This window comes from Streptomyces sp. NPDC057445 (assembly GCF_042802855.1).
Classification (GTDB): domain Bacteria; phylum Actinomycetota; class Actinomycetes; order Streptomycetales; family Streptomycetaceae; genus Streptomyces.
The window spans coordinates 5169-27486 of record NZ_JBHVDH010000017.1; the positions used below are offsets into that span (position 1 = coordinate 5169).

General features: G+C 70.6%; 2 protein-coding genes (1 of these 2 running past the window's edge). Both read left to right on the forward strand.

The window, feature by feature from the left end; genetic code table 11:
- A complete protein-coding gene (locus ACFU5O_RS27695; RefSeq protein WP_384244676.1) occupies positions 1-483 on the forward strand; it encodes a hypothetical protein in 483 nt (160 codons plus the stop codon).
- A protein-coding gene (locus ACFU5O_RS27700; RefSeq protein ID WP_384244677.1) for a UvrD-helicase domain-containing protein crosses the window boundary here: on the forward strand, positions 483-22318 show its 5' portion. It continues 5464 nt past the right edge of the window; only the first 21836 of its 27300 coding nucleotides appear in the window; the start codon lies at positions 483-485; its stop codon lies beyond the right edge, outside the window. The genes ACFU5O_RS27695 and ACFU5O_RS27700 overlap by 1 nt, the downstream gene beginning before the upstream one ends.

A 22318-nucleotide genomic window follows, 5' to 3' on the forward strand; every position in this document is an offset into this window, starting at 1 on the left:
GTGAACCAGTACGGGCGGCGTGCGCAGCGGCACTGGCAGGAGTTCCGGCCTAGCAGCGTTGCGGAGCTGGAAGACCCTGAGGCCTTCTTCACCCAGCTCGGGGCCGACGTTCAGCACGAGGTGCGAGTCCGCTGGACCACCGAACGTCTCGCGGAGCCAGCCGTGGCGGGTGAGTCTTACCTTGAGCGCGTCGGCCGTCTGCAGCGACAGCGGAATGAGGTCGAGGGCGAGGTCCTGCGCGAGCTCGTGCTGCTGCCTGCGCATGACGACGTCGCCCTGGCTGAGGATCCACACCTCAGCGCCGAGGTGCTCGCCGAGGAACAATGGCGCGAATACCACTTGATGGAGCTGGTCGCTGGCCGGAGCCAGCCAGGCGACTTCACCGCGGAGGAACGTGCACGGCTGCGCGCCGAAGCATTGCCGCGGCTGCTGGAGCTGACCGGGCTCTCGGATGAGGCTCTGCGCCGTCAGGGGCTGCTGTGATGGCGGCCGAGGAGGGGGTATTCCGCCCCGAGGACCAGAACCATCTTGCTCCGGCGGCGCCGATGGCCCGCCTGGAGGCGAATCTTGCGGCACTGCGGGTGCTGCGCCAGATCCAGGGTGAAGAACGAGAGGCCACTAGCGACGAGCAGCGGGTGTTGGCCCGCTGGTCGTCGTGGGGGTCTTTGCCGAACGTCTTCGATCCGTCCAGGGAGCGTGCGAAGGCACGGCGTGAGCAGTACGAGGCGGCGCAGGCCGAGCTGCGGGAATTGCTGAGCGAGAGAGAGTACGCGGCCGCGCGGCGCACCACCCTGAACGCGCACTACACGGATGCGGCATACGTGCGGATCATCTGGCGGGCGCTGCAGGCGTTGGGGTTCAAGGGTGGGCGGGTGCTGGAGCCGGGATCCGGTGTCGGCACGTTCATCGGGATGGCGCCCGAGGGCACGGAGATGACCGGTGTCGAGCTGGACTCGGTGACTGCGGCGATCAGCCAGGCCCTGTACCCGCAGGCGCGGATCCTGAACGAGGGGTTCCAGGACTCCCGGATCAAGACGGGCGAGTACGACGTCGCGATCGGGAACGTGCCGTTCCACTCGGCGCGGCTGACGGACCCGCGGCACAACGTGGGCAACTTCCCGATGCATGACCACTTCATCATCAAGGCTTTGGAGGGTGTGCGGGTCGGGGGAGTGGCTGCGTTCATCACGTCCACCGGCACGATGGACAAGACGTCCAAGGCCGCCCGGGCGGAGATGGCTGAGCTTGCCGACCTGGTGTGCGCGATTCGGCTGCCCAACGGCGCCCATGCTGCGGCCGCCGGCACCGATGTGGCCACCGACTTGCTGTTGTTCCGCCGCAAGGCGCCCTCCCACAAGCGCCAGGGCGCCGTCTTCGCCAAGACCGAGAAGCTGACCACCGAAGACGACAAGTCCATGGACGTCAACGAGTACTTCCAGGGGCGCCCCCTGAATGTGCTCGGCACCCTGGTTCCCGGCCGCAGGCGCGGCGGGAAGTTCCGGCCGGAAGTGCGGGCCGAGCGCGGGGACACTGCGGCCCGGCTGCAGGACGCGCTGGACAGGGAGATCGCGGCCGCCGTCGAGGACGGCATGGTGATGACCGCGAACCCCGAGCGACGCCAGGAGGAACTGCTCGGCCCCGATGCGCGGACGCAGTTCGGTGAGAACGCCGAGCGATTCGACGGGCGGATCATCGAACTGGAGGACGGCAGCTTCTGGGCGGCGCGGCTGGAGGACAGCGAGCCGCACCCCTGCGCCAAGACCCAGCGCAAGGAACTGAGGGCCCTGCTGGACATCCGGGATGCGGTGTCCGATCTGCTGGACGCCGAGACGAGCCCGGACGCCGAGGAGGGCTACCTGACCTTCCTGCGGGGCGCTCTCAACGCGCACTACGGCGCCTACGTAGAGAAGTACGGGCCCATCACCCGGTTCACCCGTCAGGAGCGCACCCGGAAGCTGGCCTGGGACGACGTGCCCGAGGAGCTGTCCGAGCAGCTGATGGACGCGGCCCTGGAGGCGACGGGCCGGCTCGGGTCCAAGCAGCAGGCCGCGATCGAGAACCTCGGCGACGGTGTCCTCAACGACGACGACCTGAAGGTACTCCTCGACTGGGCGCCCTCCAGCACTCCGGAGGCGCTGTTCGAGCCGTTGTGCGAACTGCGCGCCGTGTACACGGAGTTGAAGGAGGCCGGGAAGCTCATCACGTGGGCGCGGGTGCCTCCGCCGCAGGGCGGCTTCGCCGACGACCCGCACGCGCCACTCGTCTACGCCCTGGAGGAGTTCGACGAGGAGACCAACACCGCGACAAGGGCGGAGATCTTCACCCAGCGCGTCACGGCCCCCCGCCAGGTGCCCGACCGTGCGGAGACTCCTGAGGAAGCCGCCGCGATCAGCCTGGACACGTACGGCGAGATCCGCCTCGACGTCGTGGCCCGCCTCCTGGACCTGGCCGACGAGCAGGCCGCCCGCATCGCCTTGGGCACGGTGGTGTTCACCGAGCCCCACACCGAACGGCTGGTGCCGGCGGCGGAGTACCTGTCGGGCAACGTCCGCATCAAGCTCGCCCAGGCCCGCGACGCCGCCGACATCGACGAGGCGTTCGCGGTCAACGTCCAGGCCCTGACCCAGGTCCAGCCCAAGGACGTCCCCCCGGAGGAGATCCGGGTCAAGCTCGGCGCCCCGTGGGTCGCCGCGCCGTACGTGCAGGAATTCCTGCGGGAGCTGCTGCGCGACGAGTCGATCAAGGTCGAGCGGGCCGCGGGCTCGACCTGGACGGTCAACTGCAACACCGAGCGCAACGTGATGACCACCGCGGTGTGGGGCACCGAGGAGATGCCCGCCGTACAGATCATCCGCGCCCTGCTCAACCAGAAGCCCATCCGCATCACCCCCAGCTTCCCCGAGGAAGCCACGGCTGCGGAGAAGGCCCAGCTGCGGGCCGAGGCGATGACCGCGACGACCATCGCCAACAAGTACGCCGACCGCATCAACGACGAGTTCCGCAAGTGGCTGTGGCGCGACGACGAGCGCGCCGAGACCCTCGCCGACCTCTACAACACCCGCTTCAACAGCATCGTCCTGCGCAACTACGACGACACCCCGGCCATGTCGTTCCCGGGGCTGTCCAACGAGTTCTCCCCGCGCCCGCACCAGCAGGCCGCAGTCTCCCGCATTCTCAACGAGCCCTCCGCGCTGCTCGCCCACGAGGTCGGCGCCGGCAAGACGCTCGAAATGTCGATGGGCGCCATGGAACTGCGCCGCCTGGGCCTGGCCCGCAAGCCCGCCATCGTTGTGCCCAACCACATGGCCGAGCAGTGGACGCGGGAGTTCCTCCAGGCCTACCCCGGTGCGAAGGTGCTCACGGCCTCCACCAAGGACCTCTCCACCCGGCGCAAGCGCAAGCGGTTCGCGGCCAAGGCCGCCACCGGCGACTGGGACGCGATCATCATGACGTACGGCGTCATGAAGGCGATCCCGCTGTCCTCGGCCGAGCACGAGACCTACATCGCCAACCAGCTCGCCGACTTCGAGCGCGACCTCGAGCGGCGCCGCGCCAAGCTCAAAGCGGAGGGCAAGGACCCCGAGGACGACGACACCGTCAAGGAGGTCGAGGGCAAGAAGCTCGTGCGCGAGCAGGCCCTCCGGGACCGGGTGCGGTCGATCCGCGACGGCGGCCTGTCCTGGGAACAGCTCGGCATCGACTACCTGTTCGTCGACGAGATCCACAATTTCAAGAACCTCTACAACCCGTCGAACAACGCCGGGCTGTCCATATCCGGGTCGATCCGTGCCACCGACCTGCACATGAAGCTCGAGTACATGCGGCGCACCTACGGGGCCCGCGTGGTCACCGGCGCCTCCGCGACCCCGGTGGTCAACTCGATCGCCGAGGCGTACGTGTGGATGAAGCTCCTGCGCCCGGACATCCTCCAAGCCCTGGGCCTGGAGTCTTTCGACGACTGGGTCGCCAACCACGCCGAGATCGACACCTCGATCGAGATCGCCCCGGAAGGCGGCCTGCAGACCAAGAGCCGCTTCGCGCGGTTCACCAACATGCCGGAGTTGTTGACGGCCTGGTGGGTGCCCACCGACGTCAAGACCGCCGAGGACCTGGGCCTGCCCGTGCCCGAGGTCTACAAGGGCGGGCCGCAGATGGTCGAGTGCCCGCCCACCAGCGTGAACGCGGAGATCGCGGCCGAGGCCAAGTCCCGTGCCCGGGACATCCGCTCGCGCGCGGTGTCGCCGGACGAGGACAACATGCTCAAGCTGGCCTCCTGGATGCGGCAGGCCGCCCTCGACCCCCGCCTTGTTGGCAAGGCCCTTGACCCCAACGAGCCGACGAAGATCTCCATCGCCGCCGACAAGATCGCGGCACTGTACAAGAAGCACAAGGACGACGACTACGGCGACGACCTTCCCGGCAGTCTCCAGCTCGTCTTCGCCGACCTCGGCACCCCCTCCAAGGAAGCCCTCAAGCAGGGCAAATGGACCGTCTACGACGGTCTGCTCATGGAGCTCGCCGCCCGCGGCGTGCCCACCGAGGGCGTCCGCTTCATGCAGGAGGCCCAGACCGACCGCGAGAAGGCCGCCCTCTTCCGCGACTGCCGCAACGGCAAAGTGTCCGTTTTGGTTGGATCCACGGAGACGATGGGAACCGGCACCAACGTGCAGCGCCGCGCCATCGCCGTGCACCACCTGGACTGCCCCTGGCGCCCGGTCGACCTGCACCAGCGCACCGGACGCGTCGTGCGACAGAAGAACCTGAACTATGACCTCGGCCGCGAGGTCCACGTCTACAACTACGTCACCCAGAACAGCTTCGACGCCTACGTGTGGCAGCTCGTGCTCGGCAAGGCCCGCTTCATCACCCAGCTGATGAGCGGCAAGCTCACCGACCGCACGATCGAGGACATCGCGATGGAGGACTTTGAGCACATGCTCGAAGCCGTCAGCATCGGCGCCGGCGACCCCCGCCTGCTGGAAGTCGGGCGGCTGCAGAAGCAGATCGACGGTCTGGAGGCCGAGAAGCACGCGCACAACGCCGCCCAGGCCGGACTGCAGTACACCATCGACAGCCAGGCCCAGCTCGCCGAGCGGCTGCAAGCCAACATCAACCTGCTCACCGGCTACATCGGCACCGCCACCACACCCGGCAGCCGCCAGTCGACCCGCGGCGACGACTTCTCGATCACCGTCGCGGGACGGACCTACACCAAGCGCAGGCAGGCAGCCGGAGCACTCGCCTTCCGCCTCGTCGACGTCATCGACGAGCTGCGTGGCAAGCCCGTGGGCCACCCGCCGACCGAGATCGCCGTCCTGGGCGGGGTCCCCATCTACGCCCGCATGGGCATGTTCGACCTCTACCTCCACTTCGGCGCGGGCGAGGAGGTCAAGGTCGAGCCGGCGCGGGTGCGCAACGACCCCGGCTCGGCAGCGGGCACGATCCAGTCCCTGGAGTACCGGCTCGCGCACCTGGAAGACGACCTCTTCCAGGCCCGCAGGGACCGCACCACCGCGCTCGGCGAGGTGGAGAACGCCCGAGCCCACATCGGCAGCGTCTACCACGACGGCGACAACCTGGCTGAAGCCAAGGCGAAGGTGGCGGCCCTGATGGCCGAGCTGGAGTCCGAGGCGGAAGTCAAGAGCAGCGGACCGGGCAACGCAGTCCCCAGTTACGCCACCGGCGCCGAATCCGACGAGGTCGTGATGGCCAGCGGGGGAGGGGGCTCTCGCCGCTCACGTTCACGCAGCCGCTCCGGCGGCGCGGGCAGCACCGATTCCACCGGCGACGACCCGGGCGAGAGCCAGGAACGGCCCGAGTACTACACCGACCGCCTCAGCACGCTGATCGCCGAGCGGCTGCTCGCCGAAGCCCTGCGGGCCGTCGTGGAGGGCTATCCCGAGGCGGCGACAAGCCCCGGCGGACGCAAGCTGGCCAAGGCCGTCGACCGCTTCCACGACGAGAGCCGCGAGCTGCGCCGTCGGCGCCTGGACGGTCAGTCCATGGCGGCCAGCGCCGCGATCGTTCCTCCCGAATGGTGGCGTACCGCCATCGCGGACGCGATCAAGGCGCTCGGCAGCAACCCCGCCGCGACCGACCTCAAGCGACTGGCACGACTGGCCGCACTGCACGAGGAGCGCTGGGCCGCCACCCTGGCCACCCCAGCCGCCCTCGCCCAGTGGGAGGAATCCGCCGAGCCCACCTCGGACCCGGGTGCCAGCGACAGCGGCCGCGAGTACGTGCGCCTCGACGACCTCGGCCTGAGCGGCAAGTACACGGTGGGCACCGAGCCCGTCGCCGCGCACACCCTGCTGCGTGAGCTGATGGAGGACACCCCCGTCCTGCTGAGCATCGTCAGCTCAGGCCGCCACCTCACAGCCCGCCGCCGCGACCACACCAACCACGTCGAAGCGGTCTCCAACGACGCCCGATTCCTCGGCGTCGCCCGCCGCACCCTCACCCCGACGCAGACCACGCCCGAACCCGCCGACCCACCCGCTCCCCAGCACACCCTGGCACCCGCCGCACAGCACGAACAGCCAACGGCCGCACCGGCCGAGCCCGCAGAACCCGCCCCGGCGGCAGCGACAGCCGAGGCCGAGGAGACCGGGCCGCCGCAGACGGTGCCCGTGTTCACCACGCACAGGCAGTGGCAGAACGCCCTCGTCAAGGTCGACGCCGCCGAGATCGCACTCAGCGACGCCGCCGGCGACACATGGGCAAGGGACGCCGTCCCCCACGCGTTCACGCACCTGCGCCGACACCTGTTCGCCGCGGTCGCGGCCATGGAGGACCGCGACTTCCACGACACCGAAAGCTCGCTGACCCAGAGCCTGCAGCAGGCAGAACGGCTGCTGCGCACCCTGCGCGGAGGCGACCGCGCCACCATGGGGCCGCCCCTGGCCACGTTCGCAAACCTGACGCGCACGTTCCTGGCCAGCCACCGGGCCACCCTCGCCCACTTCGACGCGCAGGACGACCTCGCACGCACCATCGAGGCCGCCGCACGTGCCCAGTTCGAGGAGTTCATGCGCACGTGGAGAGCGCAGAACACCGAGGTGGTCCAGGCGGTGCGCGACCGGGCCGACGACGACACCGTGCGCGCCAAGGCCACCCCCGCATGTGCACCGCAGCCGCCCACCGACCCGTCGAGCCCGGGTGCGCCCGATGCCGACACGGCTGCTCCCACAGCAGCCGCCGACAAGAGCAACGACGTCCCGCAGACGGCGCCGTCCGATCCGCCTGCCCCCTTCCGTACGAACGACGACATCGCCGAAGCCCTCGCCCGCCTGGACGAACCACTGCGTGCGTGGACCGCAACCGGTCTCCGCGACGACCTGCTCATCCGCGGCTCCCACACCCAGCCCCACCAACGCGCAGCGGCGTTCGAGAACCTGCGTCGGCCCGGTCGGCCGAACCGGCCGAAAATGCCCGAACTGCGCGAAGCCCTGAAGGCGGCGGAGGCCATCCTCGAAGAGATCGAGGAGCGGCCGGGCGTCGACTACTCCGGCCGGGCCAAACCCGCCTTGACCGAGCTGCGCGACGAGCTGCGGACGATCCTCGCGCGGGCCGCACAGACCCGTCAGGAAACGCGCAGCCCCGCTCCCGCACCCAGCCCGGCCCCCCAGCCGGACGCCGACGCCGCACCGGACGCGCCGCGTGACACCCACGTTGGGGCGTACCCTCCGGCGAAGACGCGGTGGGCGATCGCCGAAGACCGGCCCGAGCCCTACCGATCGGAATTCGACACCCTCTCCTCCGCCGTGGGCGAGCTCAACTCCCTGGTGGCGCTCGCTCACGCCGACATCCCCAAGGAACTGCCTGCCGACCCCGCCCCCGAACTCGTCCAGGCCGTGGCCGAGTTCACCGCGGCGTGGGGCGCGACCCATACCCTCTCCAGCGACGACTGGGCGGCTGGGCTGCAGGCCTACGCCCGCGCCCAGGTCGCCACGCTCGCCCTCGCCGACCGCAAGGAGCTCGGGAGCACGGTGCCCGGCAGGTTGCGTCACCTGGCCCGTCGAGCCGAGCTGCATGTCGACCGGCTGGCCCACACCCCCCACGACGGGCCAGACGCCGCCTGGATCGAGGAACTCGCCACCTCCACGTATGAGCCCTACACCACGAGCGAGGAGATCACCCAGGCACTGGACATCCTCCACGAAAGGGCCTCCAATGCCCTCAGCCGTGCACGGCTGGACGCGGCCCTCACTCCGCGGGGTGAACGCGCCCACCTGGCGGCCATGCACGGTCTTGCCCGCGCGGTTTTCACATCGCCGGTGCCCAGCAGCCGGACCACCGGCGCGCTCCCTACCTATCTCGGGCGTCTGGCCCACACGCTGCTCACCAACCCCGGGATCGCCCACGCCCCGCTCACCCAGGCAAGCCGCCCCCTGGAGGCCGTCTACCGCGACCTGCCCCCGGCCGCGCCGCATGTCACCGGCGAAGGCGTGGTGGACGACGCCGCAATGGAGCAGGCCCGCGTGACCACCTGGGCCAAGCGCGCCGCCGAACAGTGCCGCAAACAGAAGGAATCGGCCGCCGAGCGGCGTCTGGCCGCCGCGTGCGCGGAGATCCGGCAACGGCCCCTCACCGGTGCAAACGGGCACATCTACCCGTTCTGGCCGCACCTGCTGGCGACCGCCGCCGACTTGGCCCGCCAGGTCATGCGCGAGCACGACGACGAGGGGCAGCGCGCCTACCGGGAGCGGGACCTCTCCGACTTCGCCGAAGCGGCGATGAAGCACGCGCGGCGCCTGCACAGCACCCTCGTCGAGGAAGAGGGGTCCCTCGACAAGGAGCTGCAGTCCCTCACCCGCGCCGCACTCGACGACCAGAAGCTTCTCGCGGCTCTCGGCGCGCCCGCATCCGCCCTGACCGACCACGCCCCCGTCCCGTTCGCCCCGGCTCTGAACACCTGGCTCGCCGAACGCGCCGAGACGATGTCGCCGCTGCTGCGGCACACCCTGGCCGCCGATGCGACCCCAAACGGGTTCACCGGCGCCTTCGGCCGCCTGGCAAGGACCCTCGCCGAAAGCGCAACCAGCACCGATGTGCCGCGCACCGGCCAGCGCCTGCCCGTCCCGCCGCAATGGCAGCAGCACGCCGCGGCCGTCGACGCGCTCCTGGACGCGGCCGCCGCCGACCCGCGCATCACCAGCCTCGTGATCAGCAACAACCCCTCCGACAGCCTCATCCTCAACGAGGTCCGCGACTGGATCCAGGACCACGTCGCCAACCAGCTATCCGCGCCCGGGACGCCCAGGGCCCAGGAACTGGTCGACGCGTTCTTCGGCGACACGGACACACTGGACTCCCTCGTTGCCCACATCACCGCCCAGACCACCCAGGCCGCCCGTACGGCCCTAGTCCCCGAACCCACCGCCCTGTTCGCCGTACAGAAGGGGGAGCAGCGCTTCGTCTGCCGCGGCGGGGATCTTGAGAAGCGGCTCAGCCCGGACAACGGACTGAGGTTGCTGCCCGCCGACAGCGCGTACGCCCTGTGGTCGCCCGACAACGGTCGCATCGGCACCCTGCAAGCCCTCCCGCAGCAGGAGGCCGAGCAGTTCGCGGCCGCCACCCGGGACCACACACCCGCCCAGGCCACAGCCCTGCTGCAGGACCAGGCAAAGGCCTGGCCCGGCCTGGCGGCGCTCGATGAGCCGATGCGCGACGCGCTCGCCGCCTTCGCCACCCTCCCGCTCGGCAGCCGGCCCGAAGCCGCGCCACCACAGATCGCGAGCACGGTCACCGAACCGGAGCCGGGGGCGTGGGACCCGGAGATCCTCCACCCCACGCCCTACCCGCCCGGATCCCAGGCCGTGCAGACCGTCGACATCCTCCTCAACGACATCCGCGAGTGGCTCGCCGTCCACCACGAACTCCTTGAGGAGTTCGTGCGGTGGCCAGCCAGGGACACCCAGGACGCGGTGGAAGAAGCCGAACTCGGCATACCCGAGCCAGGCGGCAACGGCGGTCCCGCCGAGCACTGGCTGGCCATCGCCACGGCCGACCAGTGGCTGCGGGTGATCCAGCAGCGCCTGACCGAAAGCGACACCGCCCGCCCACTGGACCAGGCGCTCCAAGGCCTCGCCACGGTGCTGCGCTCAATGGACAACTACTTGTCGCGAGCCGCTGCCCGCGGCATCCCGGCCCCCAACAGCACGGAGATTGCGGCAGCCGCCGCGGCCGCGACCACGCCGTTCGCACAGGCCCAGGACGCCACAGTCGCCCTCGCCGGCCTCCAGCAGACCTGGCGCGACTGGGCTCAGGAGATGGGCCCCATCGAGCAGCTGGCCGACGTGGAGCGGCACGCGGTCATCCGCCTGCACGCCCTGCTCAGGGACCCGAAGCCTGGCGCCACGCCCAACGGCTGGTACGCCCTGATCGCGCGAGCCGGCGACCTCGCCCGGGTCGAGTCCCGCAAGGTCTCCGACCGGACGCTCGGGTGGACGAGCCTCGCCGACGCCATCGAGGAGATGCACACCCGGTGGGCGGCCACCATGCGCTCCGCCCCCGCCTTCGCCGCCGACGCGGCACGCCAGAGCGGAGTGCTGCACCTGACCAGGCCCGAGCTGGCGCCCGCCAACCCGCCCACCGACGCTGCGGAGTTCGCCGCCCGGCACACCTACCTCATCAACCTCGCCCAGCGGCTTAGTGACGCGCAGCCGGGACTGCGCGCAGAGGACCGGTCGGACGAGCGCACCCTGCTGCGGCTGATCGACCTCGTCCTCGAACACCACGCCGACATCACCCGCAGCCTGTCCCCGGTGCTGCCCGCCCTGCTGCACGAAATCAGCGAGCGCGCACTGAAGGTCTGGCACGTCCAGGCCGACGAGGGCCTGCGCGATCATGGCGATCTCCTGGTGTCGCTGAGCAGCACAGCGAGCCGGCACGCCGCCGTCATGCAGAGCTTCGTCGACGAGGCCGACCCGCAGGTGCAGCAAGAAGCCGCCACACTCGCCCCACAGGCCACAGCTGACCAGCAGCTGATGGCCACCATCACCTACACCGCCTCCCCGGCCGCCGAGGTCCCCCAGGCGCCCGCCCTGTGGGCGTGGCTCGAAGCGCGGCAACAGGACATGTCACCTCGTCTGCGGCGCGCCTTGCACAGCGATATCGGCCCCATGGGCGACTTCGTCGGCCTGTTCGCCTCGATGTGGCGCTCCGTGCGCATCGCCGCCCCCGGGGATGGCACATCCCCCGGGCCGCTGCCGTCCGCAGACACCGACCTGCCCGCGGCCTGGCAGGCGTGGACGACGGACATCGCCGCCCTGGCGGATGCGGCCAGCAGCGACATCGACCTTCGGCTGCGCCTCGACGCCAGCCTCGGCGACGACCCGGAAGACCTGATTAGCCGCTTCACCGAGCAGCACCTCGCCGCCGGACAGGACCTGCTGCCCGCCGGGCTGCTCGAGCGGTACTTCGCCGAAGGCGACGAGCCCACCACCGACGCCGACGCCCTGCACACCTACCTGCTCGCCGAAGTCACCGCGCGCCTCGCCACCGCGAACGCCACCGAAGCACCCGCACCCGGGGCGCCCGTTGCGGCGACAGAGCTGGCCGCCTGGCACCTGGAGGACCCACAGGGCATGGGCGACATGGAGGAGCCCTACCCCGATCAGGCCGCCGCCCGCACCGGAGTCTTGCGCGTACTCGCCGCGCTGGCGGAGTTCACCCGCACCTGGAGCGGACGCCAGTACATCAGCGAGAAGGCTCTCAAGGAGATCGCCGACGACGCGGGCGCCGCCCTGTGGCAGGACGCGACCGCCCCGCAGATCGGCACCCTGCCCGAGGCCGCGCAGTGGTGCTACCGGCTCGTGGACCTGGCCCACACCTTCCAGTTCCGCCTCGAAAAGGACAGCATTCACGAGGCCACGATCAGCGAACTGGCTACGGCCGCCTACGACCACGCCTCCCGCATGCACGTCACCTCCGACGTCCTCACCGGTGACGCCACGTGGCCGGCGGGCTCCGAGGACAGCGAGCAGAGCCGCGCCCGTACCCTCGCCCAGGCCATCGGCGCGCACATGCCCACCTCCCAGCTGATGCGCACCGCCGCAGGCGACACCTGGGATGAGACGATCACCTACACCGCGCCCGAGCTGTACGTGCTCGCCCTGCGTACCGGTGCCGACGCGCCAGCCTGGGACAACGGCGTCCTGACCCTGACAGGGCAGGGCAGCGAGCGGAACGTCTTCACACCGGTGGGCGAGCAGCCCACCGACACCATGAACCTCAACCGGCGCCGCCCCTTCAGCACACCACTGGAAGAACTCGCCCACGCCGTCGAGGCCACCACCGCCGAGCCGATCACCACCGAGGCCGAACTCAACGCGGCCGCCGCGGCGCTGGCCGAGCTGCACAAGAGCGCGACACGCCATCTGCTCTTCCTGCTGGCCGACACCGACCGCGACCAGGTCACCGCGTTCGAAGAGGCCCTGCCCTCCCTCGGCGGCGGCCGCGCCTGGCACGTGCAAGCCGCGCAGGCCAGCGAGCTCGGCGATGCCGCACGCCAGGCGCGCGAAGCCGTTGAGAACCGGGTCGGGCGGCACAGCCGACATCACACCGCCGTCCCAGCCCACCACGCCCTCCTCCTCGTTGAGAGGGCCGCGGACGCGCTCGCACAGCAACTGGCCCCGCAGCAACTCGTCGCCACCGGCGAGACGTACGCGGACCAGGACATGCAGCACATCGAGCAGAGGATCACCGCGTTCGCCTACCTCCTCAACCACCTTTCCTTCTCCGACAACATGCCGGAGGACCTGAGTCGACAGCTGGATTCCGCCCTGCGCCTCAAGGACGGGCATCGTGGCGTTGGCGGGCCCGCCGGAGAGATCAACCGACACCGCCTGCTCGCGGAGGCGGCCAAGGCGCTGATCTGGGACAGCGGCAATGACCGGGGACGATGGGCCCTGGCGTTGGACAACCTGGCACGCCATCACGTTGACCGGCTCACCCGCCATCTCGCCACGTTGTCCACCGACGAAGTGCACGTCCGCCCTCCGGCGCCCGCCCCCGACGCATCGGCCCACGTGCCGACTGTCCCGCCGGGCGCACAGCCCTACGCCGATCCCGCGGCCGCGCGCACCACACAGGATGACCTCCTGGAGCTGGTGCGTGCCGCGGTGGTCGATGGCAAGCGGCCCCTGACGACGGGCAGCGCAGCCATCGTGCTGGCCGGACTGATGCAGGCTCGCGACCAGGGCGCCGTCTACAGCGACCACACCGCAATTGCCGCGTTCGCCGAAGAGGCACGAGGCCAGGCACACATTCACCGCCTCGATCACATCGACGACGGGACCGCGCTCGACGCCGCGGCCCAGGCCGCAGATGCCCACGCCTGGAACCTGGCCGCCAGCGAACGCGACGCCCACCCCCAGCTGCAGCTCGCCCTGCTGGAGCTGCGCGCACGCTTGGAAGCCGACGGGGCGCTCATCCTGCACGCCGAACCCGGCGCCGACCCGATTGCCGCCGAGCAGGCCGTAGGGGAGTGGCTCACGGGGGCGGACTGGCACGAGGGTCTGCCGGACGTGCAGGTCAGCCTCCTTGAAGACGCCATCGGACGCGCTGGAGGTGGAGACCTCCTGAGCCGGGGTCCGCTCGGCGCCTGGTGGGAGTCTGTCAAGGCCACCCGCCCGGCCGCCGTCGCCGCGGCACTGGAAAGCGAGTTCCCCAGCGGCACGGTGCGCCGGTCGATCACCGCGTTCCGCAACCGGCGCGCCCCGCTGCTGGACCAGATCGAACAGGTCCTGGAGCTGGACGCGGTACGCGAGAAGCTCGCCAGCCCGCACACCGATGACCTCGGCGCGGCGGCACTGCGCCGCCCCGCGCGCATCCTCGCCCTCGACGAGAAGCTGGACAGGCGCGCAGACGCCTACCGGGCCACTCTCGACGTGGCCCGGGCCGCCCGCTACCTGGCCGAGCGCGCTGCTCTCACCCAACTCCCGGCCGCAGACCAGGCGGTGATCGCCACCCTGGCCGGTGCCGCACGGGACCAAGCAGCCGACTGGATCGCCTCCGCCCACGACGAGCGGGCCCGCAACCAGCTCTTCCGCAACGGCGCACAAGTGCCGCTGTGCCCGCCCTCCCCAGCTACCGCGCCCACCCGAACCGTCACCGCCTCCGAGCGCGCCCTGGCTCAGGTCCTGGACGACAGCGGGCTGGTGCCCGCCGCGTTGGGAGGAGGCGGATACACGCTGCGCCCCAACCTGGACGGCACCGTCGCGATCACCATGACGATGCTGCAGTTCGAGGCACCCAACCAGCGCGACGCCCGCATCGCCAGCCTGCACACGCTGGGCTGGCAGCCCGTCACCGTCGCCGAGGACAACCCGCGCAGTGCCCACCGCGGCGAGGCCCGCCACGTCACCGTCACCGCGCCTCGAGGCCTGGACGCGGAACGCCATCACCTCGCCGCCGAGGTCCGCGCCATCCTGGACGCCCGCCGCCGGCGCACGGATCTCACCGAGACATTCCAGGTGTATCCGGCCACCGAACGGCACTTCCCCGGCGCCGACGCCACCACTGCCGTCGTCGCGATCGGCCGCTTCACCCTCGACTCCGACCTCCAGCGCGCCGGATACACCACCGAACCGCTCGGCGAGCGCGGCGTAGTGGTGCGCCGGCCGCAGGGCGCGGTGCCGATCGGCCCGAACACCCCTGCAGACAAAACCCGACCCGCCACGGTGCGCCTCGGCACCGTCACCGCGGCCCTGCGGCCGCTGCACGCACAGCTCACCGACCTGTTGTCCGCTGTCCAAGACCCCCCGCACCCCGGCCTCATCAACCTCGCCGACCTCGACAGCATGGAACCCGAACTGGCCAGGCTCGACCAGGACTTCCCCCTGGCCAGCAACCCGCCGGGCATCCTGGACCAGTCACCACGCCGCCACACCCTGCTGCGCACCCACGTCTACGGCCTGCTCGACCAACTGAAGCGCGATGGCGCACGCCACAACGAGGCCCTCGACCGTGCCCTGGTCGAGGTGCACGGGCAAGGCGCCGACCGGTTCGTCCACAGCCTCGCCGCCACGCTGCAGCACCTGCTGCACGAGTACGCCAGCGGCCGGGACGACTTCACCCGCACCCGACTCGCCAGCCCCCACCCCACGTGGGAGGAAGAACAGCGAACCCGCGACCACGAGCCCGCCCCCGCACCGGCCCCGCAGACCACCCCGGCCGCCCAGACGAAGGCGCCGGCCACCCCCGTGCCGTCCGACGACGCGGCGCACACCGAGCGAGCCTCAGGCCCCGCGCCGGCGGATGACCAGCACAGCGCCGTCCCGCCTGCCGCTGGCGGCGGCGCCGGACGCGATAACCCGCTGCCGCCCTCCCTCGGCGGCAACGATGAACCGGACCAGCCCGCCCAACAGCCCGAGCCCCAACCCGCCCTGGCCCCCGGCGGATCGGCGCCGGTCGGTCCTTTCACCCGCTTCAAGGAGATCAGCGCACCGCGCCGCGCCCTCAACCAGGCCGTACGGGCACTGGCCGCCACCGCCCACTTCAAGCAACGCGCCGCCTCGACGGGTCCCGAGACGGAGCTGCGTGAGGCACTGGACACCTACACCAGGGTCTCCCTGAACAACCCTGGGGACTTCCACACGGCCGTCGAAGGCATCCACGCGGCCGTCATCGCCGTCCGGAACGCCTGGACGGACACCGAGGTACCGGGTGACGCCGCCCGGGCACTGGCCGAGCTGGTGCAGGCTGCCGACTTGTTCGCCGCCGCGTGGCGGGCCACCGCCACCTCGGCGGCCTGGGACACGCTCTTCGAAGGCACGCCCCGCCCGAGCCTCCCGCAGGCACAGCCCGCGCCCGCCCCAGCATCGGAGGCTTCGACGACCAGCACGCCCGCAATCGATGACGGAGCACCGGTGACGGAAGGCTGCGTCTGGGAGCCCCACTACCCCGTCCCCGAGACGGTCGCTCAGCTGTGGAAGACCGCCCAGGCCCAGGGCTGGACCATGACCCGGAGCACCGACTCCAGCTACACCAGCCAGCGTCTCAACGTCGAACTCGAAGCCCGCACCGTGGTCGGCCACTGGCGGTTCAGCCTGGAATGGCACCCGCGCGAGGGCAGGTTCGCCGCCGACGAGCAGCGATCCTTCGCTGTGTGGCCCGACGGCCGCACCGAACCGGGCGGCGGCGAGACGCACCCCACGATCGCGGACGCCCTCAACGCCATGCAGCGCTACGCGGCGACGCCCGCTCCCGTCGAGGAAGAGGCCGACGCACCTGCTGAGCAGGCGGTTGCGGCCGACCAGACGGTTACTCCCGTGGCCGATCCGCCGGAGGCGGCGCAGGAGGTGCCGGCCGAGGAGCCCGGCGCCGTACCCGAGCCGGACGAGAACACCGTCATGCCGTTCGACGCGCAGGAAGTGGCGGGCATGGCCGGCTACTGGTGGCGCCTGGAGCCGCCGCGCGAAGGCTCCCACGACGACATCGAGCGGATCACCGTGGGCTACGGCACCGAGCAGATCGGCCACGGACACGGCCCCAACGGCTGGGACGGCACGGTCAAGTGGCGGATCGCGGTCGGCACCGACTACATGCCCGGAGAGCGCACCCCATCCGCCAGCGCCAAGAAGATCGCCGAACGCCACCAGGCCCTGCAGGAGGCTGCTCTCGTCAGCGGGCCCAGGCCTGCAGAAAAAGTGTGGATCCTCCACGAGAGGGACCACGGAGAGGAGACCCGCACATACGTTTTCGGTGTCGTCGAAAGCGACAAGGGCGCCCTGGCGGCTCTGGAAGCAGAAGACTTCATCCGCATGCCCAGCGCCGACGCCTGGGTCCAGCGCAAGGGCACTCGCCCGGAGACACGGGCCTACAAGACGGGCGTGTTCGTACGGCGCATGCTCAGGCACGGCCGCTCCATCGCCGTCCACTACAACCGCGACGGCGCACCCGCAGACACCGCTCTGCCTGAGCTCGACGACGCGTGGCGTAGCGAACTCGACGCCCTCACCGAGGGGGAGCGGCGGGACTGGAGTCCGATCGAGTTCCAGTTCGGGGACCAGGTACTCCTGAAGGGCTCGCACTCCTGGTGGCACACCGTCACCGACGTCCACCCCGGACAGCTCACCGTGGAGCTGGGGACCGCCGTCTATGGCGACGTCCTGGCCCGCCGCCGCGGCGAAGAGCTGCTCACCGCCGCCGATCCCGTCGGTGAGATCACCACGGCCCGCCCCGGCACCATCGGCCTGCGCGGCGAATCCCCCGAGGTCCTGGAGGCCGAACAGGCCCGCCTTGACCTGCCGCTGGCCGACCCCGCCCACACCGGGTTTGTCGAAGCACGCCGGGCCGAGATCGCTACCGAGCGGGAGCGAGTGTCGGGCAACCTCGCCCGCACGGAGAAGCGGCGGGCCCGCCTGCAGGCGGTCCTCACCAACCCCACGGCGCTCAAGGAGCTCGGCGGGAAGCTGTTGGCCAACGAGTGGGGCGAGCCGCTGGGCGCCGTCGTCAAGAACGAGCACCTGGAGAACCTGCCGCGCATGCACAGCGCGTACAAGTTCTTCCTTATCGATCTGGACGGCAACCCCCGGCGCCCCCTGGAGCGCAAGGGCGATGCCCAGGGCGAAGCGATCCGCCGGGAAGACCGCCTCCACCAGGCCGCACCGGCCGGATGGCGGCGCATGGCCTGGAGCCAAGTGGAGCCCGGCACTGCCATCCGCCTGCCTGAGGCGAGGCAGCAGGAGCTGACACCCGAGACCTGGTCGGAGCCGTTCACCCTCACCGCCACCCATCGCGGCAGCGACGGATCGCTCACGGTCGAGGGCACCCGTGACGGGCAGACCATCCGCCGCGAACTCGACCCGGTCCAAGCCCTGGACGGTCCACTGCGGGAAGCAAGCGGCCGGTGGGCCGTGCGCCCCGAGACCATCGTCGCCCGCGCAGCGCGCCCCGCTCTTCTCGAGGCGCTCAAGCACACCCACAACAACGTGCTGCTGCCGGGCAGCAGTCTCGAACTCGCCGACGCCCAGGAAGCCATCCGCAAGGCGGAGGAGGCACTGCACCACCGCCCCACCTTGATAGCGCGCTTGCGCGAACAGATCACCGCCGCCGCCGCGGCCGCAACACGACTGGCCGCCGATGCCGAGCGGACCGGATGGCCCGAAGTCGCCAGCCGGGCACAGGCCGCAGTCGCCGTGGCCCAGCACTGGGCCGAGGCCTTCGAGGACGTCGAGATCGCGGCCCAGCAGCTGCAGGGGACCACCGCCCCGACCTCGGCGCCGGAGCGGGAGGCAGCCGCACCCGCGCCCGCCACAGACCCACAGTCCGCCGAGTCGGCGCAGGCCGGTCGGCCATGGACGCAGATGCGCGGTGAGGACTTTGACAGCGGCCCGGCGCCTATCGCACCTAACACCGACGCACTGCCGGAAGGCCAGCTGTACCTCGGCAGCTCCGCGCCTGCCCCCACTCGCGGGGACGTTCAGGCGGCACAAGAGGCTCAATTCGCGTCAGCGGACGACAGCGTGCAATGGCCAGCACCGTACGAGCCGGACAACTCCGACCCGAAGGCACAGGAGACGGTCAGGCTTTCGCAGGACGCGCCGAAGGCCGACGGGGAGGCTGTCGCCCTCGGCGAGCACCTGATTACCGTCGAGGTGGAACCCGGCGAATGGCAGGTCCAGGTCCGCCGGCCAGGCGGCAACGTGACCGCACACCCGGTCGTCCTGGAGGCGCAGACTGTCTCGCGGACGCAAGCCTTGGCGTGGGCACAGCAGCTGCACCAGATGCGGGACCATCGCGGCAACCCCGTGCCCTGGCACCGGAACTACAGCCTGTGGATCCGCGATGGCGAAGGCCGCGGGCTGATCCAGATGATGGCCGATGCCTGGAACCGCACAGGCGGGGAAGACGCGAGGGCCGACGGGATCGAGGCTCAGTTCGAGGAGCTCGCCCCATCCGGGTGGCGGCGGCGCCAGCAGGAGGCCGGCTACGTGATCCCGGTCCGTCGCGGCGACGCTGAGTTGTATCAGCAGTGGCTGCGGCAGGGCGATGAGGTGGCGGTTCACCTGCTATGGCGTCAGCAGTTCGCCGATCGGCCGGACCGCCACGGCATCACCGTCCACCGCGGACGCGAGCAACTGGCGGCGCACCAGGCATCGGAGATGGAGGTCCGTGGCAGGCTGACCAAGGCCGATCAAAGATGGCGCATCGACGGCCACACCACCCTCAGCACCGGCCAGACCATCGCGCTCAAGGTGCAGCTCGACGCCGCGAGCGGAATGATGCGGCGCCTACGCGACGACGAGGACCCGGCCGGACCGCCTTCCTTCGCCAAAGCGCCTGAGGTGTCGGACGGGGAGCTGCGGCGGGTTCTTCGCGACCCGCGCATGCACTACCCCGTGCGCATGGGGCACTGGGACATCAACCCGCTCGATCCGCAGGTCCTGCCTTGGCACCGGCAGGTGGAGCACGTCATCCAGGGCCGCACGCACGCGCTCGCCGCGGTCGATGCAGTGCGGGCAGAGGCCGCCGACCTGCTGGGCACCGACCCGGCCTTTGCCGACGCGCGCACGTCGTACGCCCACCTCGTCGGGGTCGCTGACCGGCTCGCAACGCCAGTCTTTGCCGATGGCACTTCTGACCACGAGTGGCCGGCCCTTGCCACCTTGGCCGAAGCCATGGACTGGGCAGAGCTTGCTGCACTCGCACGCGATCTCAGCGACCAAGCCCGCGGCGACCTCCACGAAGCATGCGTTGAGCTGAGGCGCGCCGCCATGGCACACGTGATCGGGATCAATTACCACAGTGCCCCAGAGCGGGCGATGAGCCTGCTGAGCGAAGCGGCAGCCCCCGAGTCTGCGCCAGTCCCGGCTACCATTCACGCGCAGCCCGGTGTGGCTGCGGACATGGTCGTGGAAGAGCCTCGCGAGGGGCTGGCGATCAGCTCACAAGCCGGGCCCGCTGGGGAACCTGGACAAGCCGACGGGAGGCCGAGCCTGGCACAAGCCGAGCTCGAAGGCCCAGAGCTCCGCTCTGACCACGCTGTCCCGGCTCCCACAGGTGGTGACGAGGCGAGCAGTAGTGACCGTCGCTACACGAACGAGACGACGAACCCGTCGGACGAACCGCTGCGGTACGCGTGGGACCAGCCCGACCAGTTCGTCACCCTGACGATGCCGGAGGCCCTCGCCGACTTCCTCCGTGTGGAAGAGACCGCGGCAATGGACGACCCGGACACCCGCAAGTCCCTCACCGAGGCCGTGCAGGGCCGTCGGGGCACGCTCAAGGTCACCGGCCCTCTCGAGGTCCACCGCGCCCTTCTCGACTGGGCGTGGACGTTGGAAGGCGGCGAAGGACTGGACTCCGACCCGAGGGAGGTCCGTGCTTTCCGGGCCTACACCCGGCTCATCGAGGAGGCAGCGGCCGAACTGAGGCGCAGCACGCCGACGGGCACCCCCCACCCGGCACGGCCCGCTAGTGAGCGGGAACGCCGCACCACGGACAGCGAACGACCGGTGCCTCAGCCTGCGTCGGCGAACATAGTCAACGAGCAGCTCAACGACACCATCGATGACCAGATGCGCCGCGAGGATTTGCAGGGCGGCCCGACGCCGGACGCGCCGGAGGCAACCGAGCCGACGAAGGGGCGGGTGGCGCTCGACACCACCACCCCGCAGACGGCAGACACCCAGGCGGACGCAGAGCGTCAGATGCCGCGGACGGACGACAGCATGGGAAGCGCGGCACCGGACGCGCCGGACACATCCGTGCTGGCCGCACCGGCAGCAGTCACCGTGGCGGCCGTGAGCGGTCCGGCGGCCGCTGTGAACGCGACGGAAGATGACCCTGCCCTGGCGCCCACGGCGGTGCTGACCGAGTCCCTCATAGTGCCGGTGGCCGACCTGGGGGCCGGACAGCGCTGGGAGGAGTCCAACCCGCGCCCCTCCCAGCGCTTGGCCGTCTTCCGCGATGAGGCCCTGCGCACCAACGTGGTCGTGACCGGCACCGAGCCGAGGGAGGGCGACGCCGAGCTGCGGGAGTGGCTCAAGAGCCAGCACTTCAGTTACCAGGGCGCAGGCCGCTGGGAGTCCAACCACGGGGGCTGGCGGAACCACCCGAAGACGGCGGCCATCGCGGGCCGCCTGGAGAAGAGCGCCCGGGCCCGCATTCAGGCTCTCGACGCAGTCTGGCAGCAGACGCGGGACCGGCTCGGACAGGCGCTGACCCTGGAACTGCGCGCCGAGTACGAGCAGAAGGCGCAGGACGCGGAGGACTACCCGCTCACCGCGCAGCAGCGTGCCATTATCGTGGCCGCCCAGAACGGCCTCAACGTGGCCGTCCAGGCCCTGGCCGGCACTGGCAAGACCAGCACGATGGTTGCGCTGGCGCGCCGGATGCTGAACCGGCGCATCACGTACCTGGCCTTCAACTCGGCGAATGCCGAGGACGCGCGGAAGAAGTTCGCCGGGCTCAGGCACGTCAGCGTCTCTACTGCCCACTCCCTCGCGGCCCGCGACATGCGTTCGACCGACCTCGCGCAGAAGGTGGCGGACGGACAGCAGGACGGCGGGGTAGGCACCAACGCCAACGCAGACTGGGCCGAGTTCCTCGGGGTGCGGGCGCATCCCCACATCGACGGCGGCGACGACCTGGCGCCGGAAGACATCGTCGTCCTGGTCAAGGAAGCCATCAAGAACTTCCGCAACAGCGACGCCGACGTGATCGGTCTGGACCACGTGCCCGACCTCGATCACCCCCTGCTCGAGGTCGCGGCTCGGCCCAGCCGTCTGCGCCGTGAGGTTCTCGCCCACGCACGTGAGGCGTGGCAGGACAAGACCGACCCGGTGTCGCGGGAGCTGAACTTCCACCACGACGACTACCTCAAGATCTGGGCGCTGTCGCGGCCCAGGATCCAAGCGGACACGATCATTTTCGACGAGGCGCAGGACATCAATCCGGTGCTGCGTAAGGTCGTGTTCGACAACATGCGTCCTGGCCAGGGCCCGGCCGCCCAGGTCGTCATCGTTGGCGATCCCAACCAGGCGATCTACGGCTTCCGCGGCGCGGAGAACGCGCTCGAGGACTGGCCGGCCGACATCGAACTGCCGCTGAACAAGAGCTGGAGGTTCGGTCCCGAGGTCGCCGACATAGCCAACATTTTCCTCAAGCTGCTCAACTCGCCCTATTTGATGGAGGGCAACGAGGCGATCACCACCGAGATCGGGTCGATCGAGACCCCCAACGCCGTCCTGGGCCGCAACAACACCGGCGTGGTCGCCGCCGTCCTTGTCGCACTGCAGGAAGGCCGCGCGGTGCATATGGTCGGTGGCGGGGACGAACTGCAGCGCATGGCCGAGGGCGCGAAGGAACT